At 35.3% G+C, this 18,354-nt stretch carries 19 protein-coding genes; 12 read left to right on the top strand and 7 right to left on the bottom strand.

From position 1 onward, the window contains the following. The coding region (locus D8M03_RS05095; RefSeq protein ID WP_147404814.1) for a transposase at nt 1-157 on the top strand (157 nt) is incomplete at its 5' end. A 104-nt stretch (nt 158-261) separates the two neighbouring features. Here the strand turns inward: D8M03_RS05095 and D8M03_RS05090 are convergent. Next, nucleotides 262-933 carry a LytR/AlgR family response regulator transcription factor gene (locus tag D8M03_RS05090; protein WP_121213693.1) on the bottom strand — a complete coding sequence of 224 codons (672 nt, stop codon included), beginning with the start codon at nt 931-933 and terminating at the stop codon, nt 262-264. A 214-nt stretch (nt 934-1,147) separates the two neighbouring features. On the opposite strand from D8M03_RS05090, the gene aceA reads away from it, so the two are divergent. From aceA to D8M03_RS05060, 6 genes are all read left to right on the top strand, one after another. Continuing rightward, the gene (aceA, locus tag D8M03_RS05085; protein WP_121213692.1) at nt 1,148-2,431 is read left to right on the top strand and encodes an isocitrate lyase; all 1,284 of its coding nucleotides are present in this window, start codon (nt 1,148-1,150) and stop codon (nt 2,429-2,431) included. A gap of 376 nt (nt 2,432-2,807) precedes the next feature. After that, nucleotides 2,808-3,980: a pyridoxal-phosphate-dependent aminotransferase family protein gene (locus D8M03_RS05080; protein ID WP_121213691.1), complete on the top strand. Its 1,173-nt coding sequence runs from the start codon at nt 2,808-2,810 to the stop codon at nt 3,978-3,980. 90 nt (nt 3,981-4,070) lie between these two features. Beyond that, nucleotides 4,071-5,858 (top strand): adenine deaminase, encoded by a 1,788-nt coding sequence (gene ade / locus D8M03_RS05075; protein WP_245987457.1) that lies wholly within the window; start codon nt 4,071-4,073, stop codon nt 5,856-5,858. A gap of 89 nt (nt 5,859-5,947) precedes the next feature. Continuing rightward, a complete protein-coding gene (locus D8M03_RS05070; RefSeq protein WP_121213690.1) occupies nt 5,948-6,661 on the top strand; it encodes a glycosyltransferase in 714 nt (237 codons plus the stop codon). A 142-nt stretch (nt 6,662-6,803) separates the two neighbouring features. Continuing rightward, nucleotides 6,804-7,199 carry a YkvA family protein gene (locus D8M03_RS05065; protein ID WP_121213689.1) on the top strand — a complete coding sequence of 132 codons (396 nt, stop codon included), beginning with the start codon at nt 6,804-6,806 and terminating at the stop codon, nt 7,197-7,199. Nucleotides 7,200-7,242: 43 nt separating this feature from the next. Beyond that, nucleotides 7,243-8,490, top strand: coding sequence for a DUF5050 domain-containing protein (locus D8M03_RS05060; protein WP_121213688.1), 1,248 nt, complete (start codon nt 7,243-7,245; stop codon nt 8,488-8,490). A gap of 10 nt (nt 8,491-8,500) precedes the next feature. Here the strand turns inward: D8M03_RS05060 and D8M03_RS05055 are convergent, their stop codons facing one another. The 4 genes from D8M03_RS05055 to D8M03_RS05040 form a co-directional block, all read right to left on the bottom strand. Beyond that, the gene (locus D8M03_RS05055) at nt 8,501-9,448 is read right to left on the bottom strand and encodes an N-acetylglucosamine kinase (protein ID WP_121213687.1); all 948 of its coding nucleotides are present in this window, start codon (nt 9,446-9,448) and stop codon (nt 8,501-8,503) included. Next, the gene (gene argH, locus D8M03_RS05050; RefSeq protein WP_121213686.1) at nt 9,441-10,964 is read right to left on the bottom strand and encodes an argininosuccinate lyase; all 1,524 of its coding nucleotides are present in this window, start codon (nt 10,962-10,964) and stop codon (nt 9,441-9,443) included. The genes D8M03_RS05055 and argH overlap by 8 nt, the downstream gene beginning before the upstream one ends. A 121-nt stretch (nt 10,965-11,085) precedes the next feature. Beyond that, nucleotides 11,086-11,979, bottom strand: coding sequence for an EamA family transporter (locus D8M03_RS05045; RefSeq protein WP_121213685.1), 894 nt, complete (start codon nt 11,977-11,979; stop codon nt 11,086-11,088). A gap of 23 nt (nt 11,980-12,002) precedes the next feature. Next, nucleotides 12,003-12,572, bottom strand: a complete 570-nt coding sequence (locus D8M03_RS05040) for a GNAT family N-acetyltransferase (RefSeq protein WP_121213684.1) — start codon at nt 12,570-12,572, stop codon at nt 12,003-12,005. 144 nt (nt 12,573-12,716) lie between these two features. On the opposite strand from D8M03_RS05040, the gene D8M03_RS05035 reads away from it, so the two are divergent. The 5 genes from D8M03_RS05035 (at nt 12,717) to D8M03_RS05015 (ending at nt 16,451) form a co-directional block, all read left to right on the top strand. Further along, a complete protein-coding gene (locus tag D8M03_RS05035) occupies nt 12,717-13,661 on the top strand; it encodes a carbohydrate kinase family protein (protein ID WP_121213683.1) in 945 nt (314 codons plus the stop codon). A gap of 92 nt (nt 13,662-13,753) precedes the next feature. Next, nucleotides 13,754-13,954: a PLDc N-terminal domain-containing protein gene (locus D8M03_RS05030; protein WP_121213682.1), complete on the top strand. Its 201-nt coding sequence runs from the start codon at nt 13,754-13,756 to the stop codon at nt 13,952-13,954. After that, nucleotides 13,951-14,853 (top strand): ABC transporter ATP-binding protein, encoded by a 903-nt coding sequence (locus D8M03_RS05025; protein ID WP_121213681.1) that lies wholly within the window; start codon nt 13,951-13,953, stop codon nt 14,851-14,853. Before D8M03_RS05030 ends, D8M03_RS05025 begins: the two co-directional genes overlap by 4 nt. Beyond that, nucleotides 14,840-15,622, top strand: a complete 783-nt coding sequence (locus D8M03_RS05020) for an ABC transporter permease (RefSeq protein WP_121213680.1) — start codon at nt 14,840-14,842, stop codon at nt 15,620-15,622. Before D8M03_RS05025 ends, D8M03_RS05020 begins: the two co-directional genes overlap by 14 nt. Nucleotides 15,623-15,740: 118 nt before the next feature. Beyond that, nucleotides 15,741-16,451 carry a CBS domain-containing protein gene (locus tag D8M03_RS05015; RefSeq protein ID WP_121213679.1) on the top strand — a complete coding sequence of 237 codons (711 nt, stop codon included), beginning with the start codon at nt 15,741-15,743 and terminating at the stop codon, nt 16,449-16,451. Between the two features lie 17 nt (nt 16,452-16,468). On the opposite strand, the gene D8M03_RS05010 is transcribed toward D8M03_RS05015, so the two are convergent. Together D8M03_RS05010 and D8M03_RS05005 are read right to left on the bottom strand one after the other, a co-directional pair. Further along, nucleotides 16,469-17,188, bottom strand: a complete 720-nt coding sequence (locus D8M03_RS05010; protein WP_245987456.1) for a YetF domain-containing protein — start codon at nt 17,186-17,188, stop codon at nt 16,469-16,471. A gap of 252 nt (nt 17,189-17,440) precedes the next feature. Continuing rightward, nucleotides 17,441-18,118, bottom strand: coding sequence for an adenine nucleotide alpha hydrolase family protein (locus tag D8M03_RS05005; protein WP_121213678.1), 678 nt, complete (start codon nt 18,116-18,118; stop codon nt 17,441-17,443). Between the last annotated feature and the right edge of the window lie 236 nt (nt 18,119-18,354).

The raw sequence follows: 18,354 nt of genomic DNA, 5'->3' as shown, positions 1-18,354 counted from the left end.
CTTTAGTTTTAGGTATTCAAATGGATTTCTAGAAGGCATTAATAATAAATCGAAGGTAATGAAACGAAATGCTTATGGTTTTAGAAGTTTTAAGCATTTTAAAGCAAAGATTTTATTAAATAATTTATATAAAGAAATCGGGGTTCATTTAGGTTAACAAGGGTGACGTGCAAGAACACATCACCCCAACATTTGACTAAGAACCCAAAAAGGACGAAGCACTACAAGCAGCATCGCCCTCAAGCATAATTTCTTCTCCTATTAGAACTCCAATACTTTTCTTAAATCATTAATATATGATTGACTTACTGGAAGCTCTATCCCACTTTTTAACTCCACAATAAAATTCGATGCTAAATCTTTAGAAATCCTTTTAATAAAATAAATATTAAGGATATATGAGCGATGTATTCTTACAAAAAACTCAGGCAGCTTTGTTTGTAGTTCCTTCAAAGTAATATTTGTTTTATATTGTTCATTATGCGCGTAGAACCATGTTCGTTTTTGTAAACTTTCAATATATGAAATTTGTTCAATGGGTATCGGTGTCCAATCTTCTTCTTGTTTTCCCGTTAAAAACTTATAAGGCTTTCGCTTTTCCTCTGTATATGAGGATGGAAGAATAACGATTAAGGCGGCTTCTTGCTGTTTGAAATAAATTGGATACCCTATTGCATAATAGGGTTCACCCAAAACTGTATGATCCATAAGTGCTTCTGTTTTTTTTCTTGTTTTGAGGACACGTGAAGCAATGCTCTCTGGATGAATAGAACTTTCCAAATCTAAGTGAAAATGATGTTTACTCTTCGAATGGTAAACATACGAATCCCCCATAGCAATCGCGATTGAAGCATCTTTAGATATCCAGTCTTCTAATATAACTTTAAATTGATCAAATTCTTCCCTCGAAATTTGAAAATTTTCATTCCCCATGTAAAAATATCCCCCTTTGTTTCTTTCTTAATTTGAACTTCATCTTACTTAAATACCCTTTTATCCCAAAAAAACACTATTTCGTCAGAAAATAATGAAAATATTTAAATACTGTTATATATTAATTTACAACAAATACTTCTGTTATGGAACAGTTAAAAATGAATTATTTCACAAAACAGAGTATTTAAACAAAGGGGAAGGTGTTTATATAATGGTAACAAGACAAGAAAGAATCGATGCAATTAAGAAAGATTGGGCAGAAAATCCTCGTTGGAAAGGGATTGAACGCGGATACACTGCTGAGGAAGTAGTAAAATTACAAGGATCATTCGTTCAAGAGCAAACTTTAGCTAAACGTGGTGCTGCTCGCCTATGGAAATCTTTACATGAAGAGCCATTCATTAATGCGCTAGGAGCACTAACAGGTAATCAAGCAGTACAACAAGTAAAAGCTGGTTTAAAAGCAATCTACTTATCTGGTTGGCAAGTAGCTGCAGATGCAAACGTAGCTGGTCAAATGTATCCTGACCAATCATTATACCCAGCAAACTCTGTACCACAAGTTGTTAAACGTATCAATCAAGCTTTACAACGTGCAGACCAAATCGATCACGCTGAAGGTCGCGAAGATGGTTTTGATTGGTTCGCTCCAATCGTAGCAGACGCTGAAGCTGGTTTTGGTGGACCATTAAACGTATTCGAACTTGTTAAGGGTATGATTGAAGCAGGTGCATCAGGCGTACACTTAGAAGACCAATTAGCTTCTGAGAAAAAATGTGGTCACTTAGGTGGTAAAGTATTACTTCCAACACAAAATGCTATTCGTAACTTAATTGCAGCTCGTCTTGCTTGTGACGTTATGGGTGTAGATACAATCTTAATCGCACGTACAGATGCTGATGCTGCTGACATGGTAACATCTGATATTGACCCACGCGATGCAGAATTCTTAACTGGTGAACGCACTCCAGAGGGATTCTATCGCACAAAAGCAGGTATCAAACAAGCAATCGCACGTGGTTTAGCATATGCACCATATGCTGACTTAATCTGGTGTGAAACTTCACATCCATCATTAGAGGAAGCTCGTGAATTCGCTGAAGCAATCCATGAGAAATTCCCTGGAAAAATGTTAGCTTATAACTGCTCTCCATCATTCAACTGGAAAGCAAAATTATCTGATAAAGAAATCGCAGAATACCAACGCGAGTTAGGTAAACTTGGATACAAATTCCAATTCATTACACTTGCTGGTTTCCACAGCTTAAACTACTCAATGTTCGAGCTTGCGCATGATTACAAAGATAACGGTATGGCTGCATACTCAAAATTACAACAAGCTGAATTCGCTGCAGAGTCTAAAGGCTACACAGCAACTCGTCACCAACGTGAAGTAGGTACAGGTTACTTTGATGAAGTGGCACAAACAATTTCTGGTGGTCAGTCTTCAACTACAGCAATGGCTGGTTCAACTGAAACAGAGCAATTCGTATAATAATTATGGAGTGCCTTGGATAAAATCTATTAATTAATCAAATATGTAAGAGATTTATCAGAGGTACTTTAAATATAAAGATAGTTTTGGTACTTAAAGCACAATGTTCGTTGATGTACTTATAGCAAAACAAAGGGAATTTATTGGGGATAAAAGAGCGATTTAAACATGGGGTTCAGATTATCAAAAGGTTGCCTCCTAAATTGATAATCTAATAAATAATTCAATAGCAAATGGGGATGTCTGCCTTACTAGTAACTTTTCTAGTAAGGCTTTCTTTATAACAATAACTATTAAAAGAGCTTTGAAAAAGGGATTTTTGTGGATTTGTAGAATATAAGACTAAACTTCATACATAGCAAAGGGGAGATTATGGATGAGAAATAAAGAATTACTTTTGGTACCGGGTCCTACACCGGTAGTAGATGAAATCTATGATGCATTAGCAAGTGAAACAAGGGGGCATACAGATCCTCGCTTTGTATCAATTTATAAAAGTGCCATCGAGAGAACAAAAGAATTACTGCAAACAGATGGGGAAGTATTTGTAGTAGCAGGTTCTGGCACTCTTGCAATGGAAATGGCCATAGTCAATACAGTTGGCAAAGGGGAAAAATTACTTGTCATTAGTCACGGATATTTTGGAGACCGATTTACACCACTGGCTAAAAGTTTTGGCATTGAAGTTGAAGTTCTACAGTCGGAGTGGGGCAAACAAGTTGATGCAGCTTTAGTTGAAGCAAAGCTAGCAGAAGGGCAATATAAAGCTGTTACGATTACCCATGCAGATACTTCAACAGGGGTTGTATCGGATTTAGATGTTCTTGTACCAATCATTAAGGCTTCAGGAGCATTAGTAATCCTCGATGGTGTTGTAGCGACTGCAGCACTTGAAGAAAATATGAGTAAATCATATGGGGAGCCTGACTACAAAATTGATGTAGTATTAACAGGGTCTCAAAAAGCAATAGGGATTCCTCCAGGGCTTGCAATTGTTGCGTTTAATCAGACAGCATTAAAAGCGAGAGAAGAATTGGGACAGGTATCTGCTTATTATAGCGATATATATAACTGGCTACCGATTATGCAAGATCCATCAAAATACTTTGCAACACCTCCTGTTAATTTAATTTATGCTTATGATACAGCATTAAAAATTGTACTTGATGAAGGCATTCAAAAGCGTGAAATACGTCATATTGCTTTCGGTCAAGGAGTACGTGCAGCATTACGTACTTATGGAATGGTCCCTCTAGCTTCTGAAGAAGTTGCAGCTCCAACTTTAAGCTGTATTTTATATCCAGATGGAGTAAATGATATAGCTTTTCGTTCAAAACTTGCTGAAAGAGGCGTAATTGTTGCTGGTGCTCTAGCTCATTTAGCAGGCAAAGCTTTCAGAATTGGACATATGGGGAATACAACAGCCCAAATGCTTGAACAAGCTATTCAAACAATTGGTGAAGTTCTTCAAGAGCAAGGATTAAAAGTTAATCCAGAAGCTGCCGTAAATGCTCTGAATAATGTAATAGGTGAAGTTGTTAATTCTTAAATAAATCAAAAGGCTCCTTAAAAACAATTTGTTTCTAGGAGTCTTTTCATATTAAGAAGTTTAATTAAATATATTATCAGAAGTAATAATATGGCTAGAGAAGGAGCTGTTAAGATGGATATCCAAAAATTGAAGAAGCAAATCGATTTTTCACAAAATAGAGTTGAGGCAGATTTTATTTTAAAGAACGCTAATATTGCAGATGTCTTTTCACTCTGTTGGAGAAAAGCTGATATTGTTGTAGCGAACGGCATGATTGTTGCACTGGATGAGCAAGAAAAGTTTAATGCAAAGTCAATTGAAGATGCGAATGGAAAATATGTCGTTCCAGGTCTTATTGATGCACATATTCATATAGAATCTTCTATGTTACCTCCCTCTCAGTTTAGCGAAATTTTATTACCCCATGGAATTACTTCAGTTATTTCAGACCCTCATGAAATTGTTAATGTATCAGGTGCAAAGGGTATGCAGTTTATGTTGGATGATGCAAAAAATGCACTAATGGACATCTATTATATGTTGCCATCAAGTGTACCAAGTACCTCTTTTGAGCATGCAGGTGCCACTATGAAAGCAAAAGATTTAGCTCCATTCATTCAAAATGAAAATGTATTAGGTCTTGCAGAAGTCATGGATTTTCCAGCGGTATTAAATACTGATTTCGATATGTTAGATAAACTATCTTTAGCAAAACAGTATAATAAGGTTATTGATGGCCATGGAGCAGGTTTAACTGATGAACAACTACGAGGATACCGTGCAGCAGGAATTCGCACCGATCATGAATGTGTTACTGCAGAGGAAGCTAGGGAGAGAATTAAACAGGGGATGTATGTTTTAATTCGTGAAGGCTCTGCAGCTAAAAATTTGCAGGATTTATTGCCCGCTGTTACACCTATCAATGCCCGCCGTTTTGCTTTTTGTACGGATGATAAGCATTTGGATGAGTTAATGGAAGAGGGAAGTATAAATTATGCAGTAAGCCTTGCAATTAAGTATGGCATGAATCCTCTTCAGGCAATTCAACTTGCAACCATTAATGCTGCTGAATGTTATCGTCTTGATGGTAAAGGTGCTATTGCAGAAGGGTATATTGCTGATTTTATTATGCTAGATGATTTACATAAAATGAAGATTGCAGCCGTTTGGAAAAATGGTGAGAAAGTTGTTACAGATGGAAGTTTACTAAAGACGTGTAAGCAAACAAAGGAGATTGATCAAACTATACTTCATTCAGTTAATATTCCAAAGCTATCAAAAAAAGATTTCGAAATTCGATTTAATGAAGGGAATCGAGCAAATGTTATCGAAATAATACCAAACCAGATAATAACCAAGCATGTTGTGAAAGAAGTCGATGTACAAAATGGAGTGTTTATCCCTTCAATAGAAAATGATTTACTGAAAATTGCAGTGATAGAACGACATCATTCTCTTGGTTTAAAAGGGCTTGGGATTGTTCACGGATTAGGTTTAACAAAAGGTGCAATCGCCACAACCATTGCCCATGATTCGCATAATGCGATTGTTGTTGGAACAAATGATGAAGATATGTTAACTGCACTTGAAGCGTTACAATCGATGCAAGGTGGTTTAGTCGTAGTAGAGGGAGGAAAAGTAATTGGCTCATTAGCTTTACCAATTGCAGGGTTAATGACAACACTATCTCCTGAAGAAGCTGCTATAAAAATTAAAGAGGTTCATGATGCACTAAATGAAGTACATCATGATATATCATTTCATCTATTTTTAACTGTTTCATTTTTAAGCTTACCAGTAATCCCAGAGTTAAAGTTAACGGATACAGGTTTGTTTGATGTTAAAAGTTTTCAACATATACCAGTGGAAGTAGTTTCTAAGAATACTGTTGTGTAGGGCAGTATTCTTTCGTTTCCATTGAATTCCAAAGTTTAGAGAGATAGAATTTATTATAGGTTTAAAACTTTTTACAGAGGGGATGCACTGTGGTAAGAACAGTTGTAGTTATACCTGCACTTAATCCATTAAAATTAATCATAGATTATGTGATTAAGTTAAAAGAATTAAATATTGATAAAATTATTATTATCAATGATGGTAGCGATGAAAAATATAATACGATATTCAAAAAGCTACAGAGTATTGAATGGTGTACCGTATTAGATCATAAAGAGAATTTAGGTAAGGGTAGAGCATTAAAAACAGGCTTTTTATACGTCTTAACTCAATATAAAAAAGTAGATTCAATTATCACTGTAGGAGCGCATGGACAACACAGAATTGAGGAAGTAGGACAAATTCTTCATCATGCGGAACTTTTTTCAGATGGAATAATTCTTGGCGTAAGAAATTTTCATACAAAAGATATGCCTCTTATTAGTACAATCGGAAATAAAGCTGCTTCCGTGTTATTTGAACTGTTCTTCCATAAACGTTTGCTTGATACACAAACAGGCTTACGTTGTATTCCAAAGCAAGCTCTTCCTTGGTTAATAAAGGTAAAAGGGGAAGATTTCAGTTTTGATACAAATATGTTGGTGGAGGCATTGAAAAGAAAGGTACCAATATATGAAATTCCGATAGGTCATGCGCGGGTTAAGAAAAATTCAATTATGTTTTATGATGAAATTACAAATGCACATAAACTGATTCAACAAATTATTACTACATATACAAGAAGTAAGAAGCAACATGAGTAAATGGAACCTTTGCTCTTCCAACTCGTAAACATAGATGTACTGCAAAAAGGGCTGATTTATAAAGTATCTTTATGTAGTACTTTTTTAATTAGTTGGTAATGCTATAAAAGACAGCACTGTATGTACTTAAGGAGGATGTAACATGGATGAAAAGTTGGAATTAGAAACCGTTATAAAAGGAAAAGGAAAACATTATGCGCCTAATAAATTTATAAATAAAGTGAAAACTTATGGACTAAATTTAGGTTTTAGAGCTTTACATGCAGCGGCTACATTATTTAGTGCGTTGAAAAGTCCAAATTTACCAAAAGAACAAAAGCTGTTGATTCTTGGTGTTTTAGGATACTTTATTCTGCCGATTGACCTTATAGCGGACTTTTTACCAACAGTTGGTTTAGCCGATGATGCGGTTGTTATATTTAAAGCCTTGTCTGTTGTATATTCTTCCATTACTGATGAAATGAAAGAAGAAGGTCATGAATTATTAAAGAAATTGTTAGGTGATAAATATATGCCGACAATTGAGTATGAAATTTAAACTTGTTTAAAATCCAAAGCCGAAATCTCTGAGGTGAAGTACTGTGTTAAAACGAATAACATTTCTCGTCATTGTCATTGTACTTATTAAGCCGACGTATGATTTCGGCTTAACTTTCTTTGAAGAAGCAAAGCAATACTTCAACGAGAACAATATTACGATTGAAGATGCAACTACCCAAGTAATTTCTACTGTATCCAATACTGCTAAGGATACGCTTATTTATACCGCTGCAACTGTGAAAAATGCTGAATTACCAAGCACAGTGAAAACAGTTGATGAACTAGCTGATGCGTTTTACTACTATTTTAGTAATTGGGTAACAGATTTTGAAATAACCTATGTAGGTAGTACAACGGATATAGAAAACTTAATTGAGAGTGCGGTAGAGTTAGCTGCGCAGCGGGATCATTATATTCTAGGACACTTATCAAATCGAAAAATTGAATACGAGTATGGCCGCTTTGATGCAAAAATTAAAGTTCATCAAACGTATTTAACAAATGCTGCCCAGGAACAAATCGTTAATGAAAAAGTAGCATCAATCCTTGCAACAGCAACACCAGAAACAATGTCTGATTTTGAAAAAGTAAAATTTGTAAACGACTATATTGTGAAAAATACAGTGTACAGTGAAGATTCTATCGCTAGTCCACATAGTGCATGCGCGGTAGTTGCTGAAGGAAAAGGTGTTTGCCAAGGATACGCGCTCTTAGCTTTAAAATTGTTGCAAGGCTTAGGTATCGAAACGAAATACGTTGTAGGTGAGGTTTATACAGGTGGACATGCTTGGAATCTAGTAAAGGTTGATGGAGAATGGTATCATCTCGATACAACGTGGAATGACCCAACGCCAGATCGTAAAAATGTTGTTCGTTATGAGTATTTTTTAATGAATGACGCAAAGATGAAAGAAGACCATACGTGGATTTTATCTGATTATCCAAAAGCAACTAGTAATAAATATGCTTTTATGGCACAAATCGATCATGCCTATGAAGTAGACGGGATCATTTATTATAGCAATGTAAATGAGGATAATATTCTTTACCGTATAAATCTAAACACAGGTGAAAATGATCGTTTAACCGATAGTCGAGCTCAGTATATTGTAGGATTTGGGGATTGGATTTACTTTAGTAATTATTCAAAAGGAGCATATTTATCGAGAATACGAAAAGACGGCTCAGATGAAATGGTTTTATATAGAGAAAAAGTAGAAGACTTATATATACAGGATGGGTATCTATACTTTTCGACAGATGATGGATTAAAAAGGTTTGAATTATAGAAATCGCGGCTTACAATGGTAGGCCGCGATTTTTCGCTCTTCGTACAATATATTCAATTGGAGGTTCTTCACATAAATGAAAATGAATCATTGGGAAGTGATCATTCATTAACCTTTGAAATTGGCTTAAAATATATGGATGATATCTAAAGATACTTCCATTTAAAAATAATGTGAAGGATTCATCAATGCTAGGTAACTTTTTCAACGTTGAAACAGCTAACTCTGCTAGTTCTTTAGCAGCTTGTTGACTAATCGTAAGTGCCACTTCATCACTTAACTCAACTGCTTTAGGTAATACGGCACTAATGCTAGCAAGCTTTGCATTCGTATAATCTGGAGCATATAGCCAGGTCATAAGTTGTTCGGTATTTTTTATATTTAATTTTCCGAATACAAGTTCCTTTAAAATGGTTGGCGTTTGATTGCGCCCGTCTTCTAAGCGAAATAAGGAATTTACGATTTCTTTTCCAATCCAATAGCCGCTACCTTCATCACCAGTACGATGTCCCCAACCACCAGTTCGATAAATATTATCTTCCTGGTCTGTTGCAAAGCAGATTGCCCCTGTACCAGAAATAATTAAAGCCCCACATTTGTTTGAGTCGACTAATCCTAACAAAGTGGCTTGAACATCATTCTCAACAATGATTGTGTTAATGGCTAGGGGGCTTTTTTCAATTGCATTTATAATCATCTCTTTGACAATGGTTAAATCCTGCTCTGTATCAATACCCGCCATGGCAAAAATAGCTACATCTATCGTTTTAAGTTTAGTAGAGTTATAAATATCGATAAGCAGTTGTTCAATTAATTTCTCCACTTGTTCTATTCCTATTGCTTGATAATTAGAGCCTGTAGCTGTTTTTTCGAAGATACATTCTCCGATACAAGAACGTACCGAAATAGTCGTTTTCGTGGCGCCACCATCAACGGCTAACAGTATTGGATTAGTCATGTTTATTCCAGCCTTCAAGGAATTGATACAGCTGTTTTTCGCAATTTTGAAGGTGTGTTGTTTTTCCTGTTAACCAGTTTTCAAGTAAAGGGGAAACTGCTTGAGCTTGAGTTAAGGAATTACGCATTGTTTCTGGCGCAGGTCCACCTGTTAATGAACGTACATGGACAAAAAATTCGGGTTTTAACACTTTATAAAACTCTTCTTTTGATATTTTCAAAGGTTTACCTGTAATTTCAAGGGATTTTTCATTGGCCAATTCCCACGTTAATTTTTCTAACGATTCTTCTTTAGAATTTAATAGCGTTTTAACGCAGCTGCTCACAATACGATGTGATTGACGGAATGAAATACTCTCCGAACGAACTAATGAATCCGCAAGTTCCGTTACATTAGCAAAGCTATTTTCTGCCCGTTTCAGTAATTTTTCTTTGTTAACATCCATCGTAACAACTACACTGCCAAATAGCTTATAAATGCCTCTTAACTTTTCCATAGCACGCCATAAATAGGGCTGCATATCGTCTTCTGTATCTACAATATCCCCGAACGGTGTATTATGAATCATTTGTAGCACGGTAGAGGCATCACCATACACAGAGGATAAAAGGGATCTTGTATGCTCTATAGAAACTGGATTGCGTTTTTGAGGCATAATAGAACTTACTTGCACATATGGACTTGCAAGATTAATAGCATTAAACTCTTGAGTAGCCCAAAGTAAGAAATCTTGCGAAGTGCGACCAAGATTCAATGCAGCAAGTTGTACGACACCTGCTAATTCAGCAATATAATCTGCACCCGCAACAGCGTCCCATGCATTTTCAATGACCCCGTCAAATCCGAGGAGTTCTTTCATTCGATCACGATTAATATTAAAACCGGTAGTTGTTAATGCAGCTGCTCCCATACTACTTTGATTGACTGTTTCATATGCTGCCTGCATCCGTTTAAAATCTCGAGAAAGCTGGTCAATTACTGCTTTTAAATAATGGGCAAAAGTAGTTGGTTGTGCTTGCTGTGTATGTGTATAACCAATCATAATTGTATCCACGTGTTCCTGTGCAAAAGCAATTAATGATGATCTAAGGGCAAGTAGTTCCTCCATTAATGCAAGCAATTTTTCTCTTAGAGTCATACGATAAATAGCAATGCCCATGTCGTTGCGAGAACGTCCAATGTGTAAGTTTCCCGCAACATCACCAGCTAATTCAATCAGTTTATTTTCAATACGGAAAAATAAATCTTCAAACTGAGGGTTATAGTCTCTTTGTTCAAAATAATTTAAATCCAGTTTAGCTATCGCCTGCCCGATTTGCTTAGCATCCTTATGTGAGATAAGTTGCTGTTCCTCAAGCATTTTTAAATGGGCGATATGTATATGCACCATCGACTTTAAAAAATGCTTTTTTGCTTCGTCATAGGCAGGTTGAAGCACCATTTGACGATAACTATTAGAAGGAAATCGGTCTCCTTCGATTTTATTTATTCGGCTCCTAAAATCTTGAAACACCATAGAATCGCCTCCGAAAAAATACATATCCATCCCCATTTTATCTAAATTGAAGCCTACTTGTACTATATATCAACGCTTTAAAGCACAATATTATGAACATGATACTTACTACTATTAGATGTTAGATTAATTTTTTTCTTTGGGCTAGTACAGTTGGTAAGGTCATGCCAATAAGAACTAGTACAATCCCGAAAATTTGTAACATCGTTAATTTTTCATGTAGTACAAGACTTGCTGCTAGTATTGCAACAGGTAATTCCATCGCACTTAAAATAGACGATAGCCCTCCACCAACTTTAGGACCTGCAATAGAAAATAATAGAATAGGCAGGATAATTCCAAAAAATCCTAGTGCTAAGCCAAACCACAGTAAGTTCGTTTGGATTAATGTACCATTCCAAATAATTTCTGGTGTTAAAAAGATGCTGATCATAATGAGTGCGACAAAGGACATGAAAAATGTACGAGTGATGGTCGAAATGCCCTCAACTTGTCGTGAATTGATTTGTAAAAAGATTGCAAAGCTTAGTGCTGATGCTAAACCGAATACCCATCCTTGCCACGGGATATTGGATAAGTCAACATCCAAAACGCCTGCTGAAAGAATTGTTCCAGCAAATAAAAAAAGAAGGGAAAAACCTTCTGGACGACTAGGTAATCTTTTTCGTCTGATACAATCGATGAGCATTCCAATCCATGTAAACTGAAATAACATAACAACTGCAAGAGAGGCTGGTAAATAGTCTAACGATTTGCCATAAACAATACCTGTTGTTGATGTGAAAATACCTGCAAAAATTATCGTTATTACACCGGCTTTCGTTAAGCGCGGCATTGTTCTTTGTGTAATGAGAAATAAAATAAGCGCTAAAATAAAACCGACTACATATTGACTTGTTACAGCTTCGGCAGAAGTAAACCCATATCCCATCGCTACTTTAATAATTGTGGATAAGATTCCATAGCTACTAGATGCTATTACAATAAGAAGTGCATAAATTAGTTGTGAATTCATGTTGTGACCTACCTACTATTTAATTAGATTTTCTTGACCATATGATAAAAAGGTTCATCAATAATCGTCCATGGTTCTGTAATGACATACCCAACTCGTTCGTATAAATTGCGTGCTTGCTCCTTTTGAATTTCGACATTTAAAGATATTTTTGAAAAGCCTTTGCTCTTTGCTACTTGTTCTGCAAAGTTTAGCAATTTTGTTCCAATTCCTTGTCCTCGTGCAGAATCGTGTACACAAATGGTATCCACATAAAATTCATCATCATGCGCTTCAATTTCAATGGTTGTTACGGGAGCGTTTTTTGATTTAAGACGTTTTTCTAACGATTTATCTAAATTTCTACCATCTAAACCACTGTACACCACAAGGATTCCTGCTATATCTGTTGTCTCAATATTAACTGCAACATACGTATTTAAATAGGAGTGACGATTATCCGTATGGGTAAATAACGTTTCTAGTTCATCAATAATTTGATTGTAATCAGATTGACCTGTTAAACGATTTGCAATTTCCCCGATTGCATCATAAATTAATGGTGCTACATACTTTGCATCACTTGGTTCTGCTTGTCTTATGGAGATATTCATATAATCCTTCCTTTCAAAAGAATTATAGCAAAATATTGAAGGGAATTATGACTTTTTCCCTTGTCTGAATAGTTTAAAACTTTAAGGCTATGTAAATTTTATGTTAATCTTAATTCAGCACATATTCGGAGGTCAGACAACTTTATGAGTCACCCAAACAAAGACTTTGTTTTAGTATACGGAGACGCTTTTGTTGATTATATAGCGAATGATAAAACAAACACATCCTTTACAACTTTTTTAGGTGGGGCAACTGTGAATGTAGCAGCAGGTATTAGCCGAATTGGTGCACCTTCAGCACTAATCACTATTACTGGCGATGATAAAACATCAGAATTTGTTCGATCTGAAATTAGTAAAGAGGGCGTAAATATAGATTATTCCATTATCGTTCCAGAAAAACGTGTTAGTGGGGTATATGTACACTTAACAGAAGAGTGTGAGCGAGTATTTAAAGATTATGTAGATGAGACGCCAGATTTACAAGTAGAACCACATCAGTTAAATGAAGAGGCTTTTAAAAGAGCATCGATTTTTAATGTTTGTTCTGGTACAATGTTTCATCCAACAGCTCTAGATACGACTAGAAAAGGTGTAGAAATGGCGAAGGAGAAGGGCGCTATTATTGCTATTGATGCAAATATTCGTCCTTTACGTTGGAGTAGTGAAGAAAATTGTAGAGAAACAATCATATCCTTTTTTGAGGATGCTCATATTTTAAAATTAACAGATGAAGAACTATTTTTCTTAACACAAACCGATAATCTTCAAGATGGCATAGAAATACTTAATCAATATTTGGTGCCAATTGTGTTAATAACTGTTGGTGCTGATGGAGCATATGCAGTGTTAAATGGTGAGGTTATTCATGTGCCAACTGAAAGAGTAGAAGCAGTTGATACTACTGGAGCAGGAGATGCATTTATGGCGGGAGTATTACGAACTGTCCATTACAATGGGTTACCAACTACTCAAGATGAACTAATCAAATGTGTTAGTTTTGGAAATAAACTTGGTGCATTTGCTGCAACAAAGGCAGGCGCATTATCAGCGCTTCCTAAATTAGTAGAAGTCAACCAATGGTTATAAAAATCGACCGCCGACAACGATTGTTCCGTTGTCGGTTTTTTTATTCAAAATTATACTTAAGGTAACAAATGAAAAGTATAGGAGTGGAGAAAATGGGAGAGTTACAAGCAGTTCCGTGGGCGTTAATTGCTCCATTATTATTCATACAATTAATCTTAATGGTTGTAGCTTTAATTGATTTATCAAGAATCCATGCAACAAACGGACCGAAATGGCTATGGGTGATAATTATCATTTTTGGTAATTTACTTGGATCTATTGTGTACTTTATTATAGGGAGAAAACAATCATGACTCTTATTACCGTATCGGATTTAACAAAAACTTTTGGCAATCAAACAGTAGTTGACAATATATCTTTTTCCATTGAGCCTAATACGTCAACAGCGTTAATCGGACCAAATGGAGCAGGAAAGACAACGACTTTGTCCATGCTAACAGGTTTATTGAGCCAAACATCCGGTAGTATTAAGATGGAGGGCGTAAAAGATATGCGTTCTGTTATTGGATTTTTGCCCCAGTATCCAAAATTCTTTTCATGGTTATCCGCTCTTGAATATACAGAAATGGTCGCGAAACTAAGCGGTATAGAAGTAAAACAAGCAAAATTACAATCACAAAAAATATTAGAGTATGTTGGTTTAGGTGCTGCCCTTCATAAAAAAACAGGTACGTTTTCTGGGGGAATGAAGCAACGTTTGGGTATTGCACAAGCCCTTGTCCATAAACCAAAATTACTTTTATTAGATGAACCGGTTTCTGCTCTTGATCCAGTAGGACGTAGAGAAATTATGAATTTATTAAAGGAAATTCAAAATGAAACGACAATTCTTTATTCTACTCATATTTTAAATGATGCAGAAGAAATGACAGATCAACTTCTCTTTTTAAGAGGTGGGAAATTAGTAGAAAAGGGATCTTTAAAAGAAGTGCGAGCTCGTTTTGAAGAGCCTCGATTCAAAATTAAATTTAGCTCCAGTCAACAAGCATTACAATTTGCTAGTCAGTCAGAACTTCATTGTCATGTAGAAGGAGAAAAGGTTTTTGTAGAAATTGTTCATGAGCAACCAACGATGCAACAGATGCTAAACCGTCTTGCAAATAGTCAGTTCTCCATTGAAAGCATTGAAAAGGTCACAGCAAGTTTAGAAGAAATCTTCATGAAGGTGGTTGGAAGCTATGAGTCAGTTTAAAGTATTAGTAGGTAAAGAGTTACGTGAGAGCTGGCGTAGTTTTAAATTATTATGGCTTCCCCTTGTGTTTATTTTACTAGGTGTGAGTGATCCAATATTAAATTATTACATGATGGATATTTTAAAGGCAGTGGGAGGTATTCCAGAAGGATTTCAAATGGTAATGCCTGAATTTTCAGCTGCCGATATTATTGCAGCATCAACAGGCCAATTTCAATCAATTGGATTAATAGTTTTAATTGCAACCTTTGTTGGTACGATTAGTAGAGAGCGCCAAAATGGAACTGCAACGCTTTTATATGTTCGCCCTATATCACATAGTGCGTTATTTTTAAGTAAATGGTTTGTGGCGACTCTTGTGGCAATGATTAGTGTTATTGCAGGGTATGCAGCAAGTTTATATTACACAGTAATTTTATATGGTCCTGTAGAATGGAATCGTTTTATCGCAATGCTTGCAACCTATTTATTATGGATTTGTTTAGTAATGGCTTTAACAGTAGCAATGAGTGCTTCTTTTAAAACCGTTGTTGCAGCAACATTAACGATTTTCCTCGTAATTGGAGGTACAATCTTTGAAAGTTTAGTTGGTAGTTTTATATCTGTTTCACCATGGAAATTACCAAGCTCATCTTTAGCGTTATTAAGCGATTTTTATGATGGAACAGATTTTATAATAAATTTATGTTTATCCTTTGGGTTGCTAATTATCTTTATCCTGATTGGCATAATGATGTGCAAAAGTAATGCATCGACAACTAAAATATAAATTATAGCCTATCACATATACGTGATGGGCTATTTTATTTAGATTTCAATTGGAATATAATAGTATTTGACTATAAATATCCAGATTTTTCTTAAAATAAGATTGGGAGGTGGATTGGATGACTACCAAGTTAAGAAATTCAGATCGCTTTTTAATAGCTTTTAATCGAATTAGTTTAACATTAAGGGAAATTATTGAAGCAAAAGAGTTTATGCCCTTTTACCGATTAGTAGATTTCGGAAAAAAGAAAAGTGCATTAGTCCGAAAATATGAAGATGATTTACGCTCATTTGCAGATTTACGCAACGCCATCGTTCACCATCGTACGTCAGCAGAATTTGTCATTGCTGAACCTCACACAAAAGTAGTAAGCCGAATTGAATATATTGATCACGTATTATCAAAGCCAAGATTAGTAGGACAAGTTTTTCACAAGAAAGTGCTTTGTTTTCAAATAAACGATTCATTAAAGTATGTATTAAACGTTATTCGTCAACGAAAGTTTACGCAATTTCCAGTTTATGAAGGTCACGAATTTCGTGGACTTGTTACAACAGTAGGTATTACCAATTGGTTAGCGACTACAATTTCAGGCAACCAAATTCCGAAAAAGATGCCTACATTATACGATATTTTGCACCACGAGAAAAATCGTGTAAATTATAAATTTGTTAGTCGATACATAACAATTTACGATGCTGAGGAAATTTTCAAACAGGGTGTAGAGCGCGGGAAACGTTTTGAAGCACTGTTAATTACTGAGCATGGAAAACCACAACAAAAACTGTTAGGCATTATCACACCGATTGACATTATGAAAGTAGATTAAAAAATAAAGTGGTAAAGTTAATTAGGTTCTTTACCACTATCATTTCGTAGGCTAATATACAATGAGCCATTTTCAAGCACTTGTGCATAATAAACATCTTTTAAATTTTGTATTTTTTTCTTACGAAGCTTATTCAAAACCCATTCTTCTGTTAATCCAATCTCCGTTAAGTTTTCTGAGAGTATTTTGCCATTTGAAATTACCTCGGTTGGAGCGTAGGGAGGAATGGATACGTCAGCTTTCACATCTTGCTTTGTTGCTGAATCATGGGCAGGCTTTTTTAATACACTGAGTTCTCCATTTGTTTCGAAAATTGCATAATGAACTTCATCGAAGGAGAAGATACTTTGCTCTCTTAATAACATGGCAAGTTCATCAACATGTAAGCGAGACTTCTTCAAAGCTTTATCCATAATAACTCCATTTTTTACTAAAATCATTGGTTTATCATCCAATAATACACGTATCTTTTTTGAACGTAGCGTAAGAAAACCTACGAGTAATGTTAAAAATGTCCACCATACTAATCCTGTTATTCCATCCCAAAAAGACCCATCTGCTTTTGAGGATATTTCTGCAGCGATTGAACCGAATGTTATGCCAGTTGCGTAATGGAAAAAGGTAAACTGACTTACTTGTTTTTTTCCAATAATCCGGGCAACTATTAACATTGCTGAGAAGGCAATCGTTGTTCTTACTATCATTTCAAAGAAGTGTACATTTGTAAAATCTCCCATGTTGAATCTCCCTTCCTTCATTTCTTAGCATGAACAAAAGAAAGATTTGTATACGAAAAAAGGAGGTGTCTGAAAAGTCATTTTGAGACAACTCCTTTGTGACTGTCGCTTACGCTTTCGTCACAGATAAATTGCGACGAGGATGGTGATAACCACCGCAGGAACAATAATTCATAAGAGATATTTATCGAGAAAGAAAAGAGGTGTCCAAAAAATTATTACTTTTTGGACACCTCTTTTAATGCTTATAGACTAATGAATTGGACTCAATATTGAATGAATGAGGTGTGGATTACTAACAAAACCTTCTTTAATCGTTACTTCATTCATTTTGTTTTCATAAGAAAATTTGAATATACCATTATCAAAATCTGTCCCAATTTCTTTAAAGAATATTCCTTCTAAATATTCTGTTTTAGGACAAGTGAATACAATTTTGTAGTTCTCTACATCACGGATTACATAAGCACGGACACCCTTTTCAAATGTCCCATATAATTCATCTTCTACTGGACGTTTTACAGCAACGATGTGGAAATCGGCAAAAGGAACTTCTTTAAGTAACACATTTAAAAATGATCCTTTTGTTATCTCTTCCCATCTACTTTGGGCACTTTGTCCAACGATAATTTGTGTTATTCCATAATTTTTAGCAACTTCTGCAACAACCTTTTGAATAGGGCGTTTTTCATTGTCACATATAATGAATTTTTCAACTTGTAATTCTTCGGCTAATTGCGTCCATCGTTCAATATACCCTGACTTCTCTGCATCAAAACTATCGATTGGTTTTGAGTCAACAGTTAGTATATAGAGTGGACAATCCAATAATGTCGCAAGTTTATGTCCACGACGAATAAGTCGTTCACCATTAAGTCCGTAATATACACAAACTAAAATACTCTCATCCAATCTCTTTACATGATTCATCGTAGTCTGCTCCTCTTAAAAATAGTTCAATATATCAAAATAATAATGGCAACTGAGAAAAATGACGTTTTAAAAAGAATATAGGGAAGCTAATTAAGTGCAAATGGGTAATTTCTATTGTATACTTTTACATGTAATAATAATTATTATTTTAGTACATTTAACAAAAAAATTACAACTTCGGAAAGTAGTACCTGTTTTAATTTAATCGCCATCTCTATATGACACAATATTAT

Origin of the sequence: Ureibacillus endophyticus (assembly GCF_003628435.1) — a bacterium.
Classification (GTDB): domain Bacteria; phylum Bacillota; class Bacilli; order Bacillales_A; family Planococcaceae; genus Ureibacillus; species Ureibacillus endophyticus.
The sequence above is the reverse complement of the archived record's forward strand: the minus strand, read 5'-3'. Positions and strand labels throughout refer to the sequence as shown.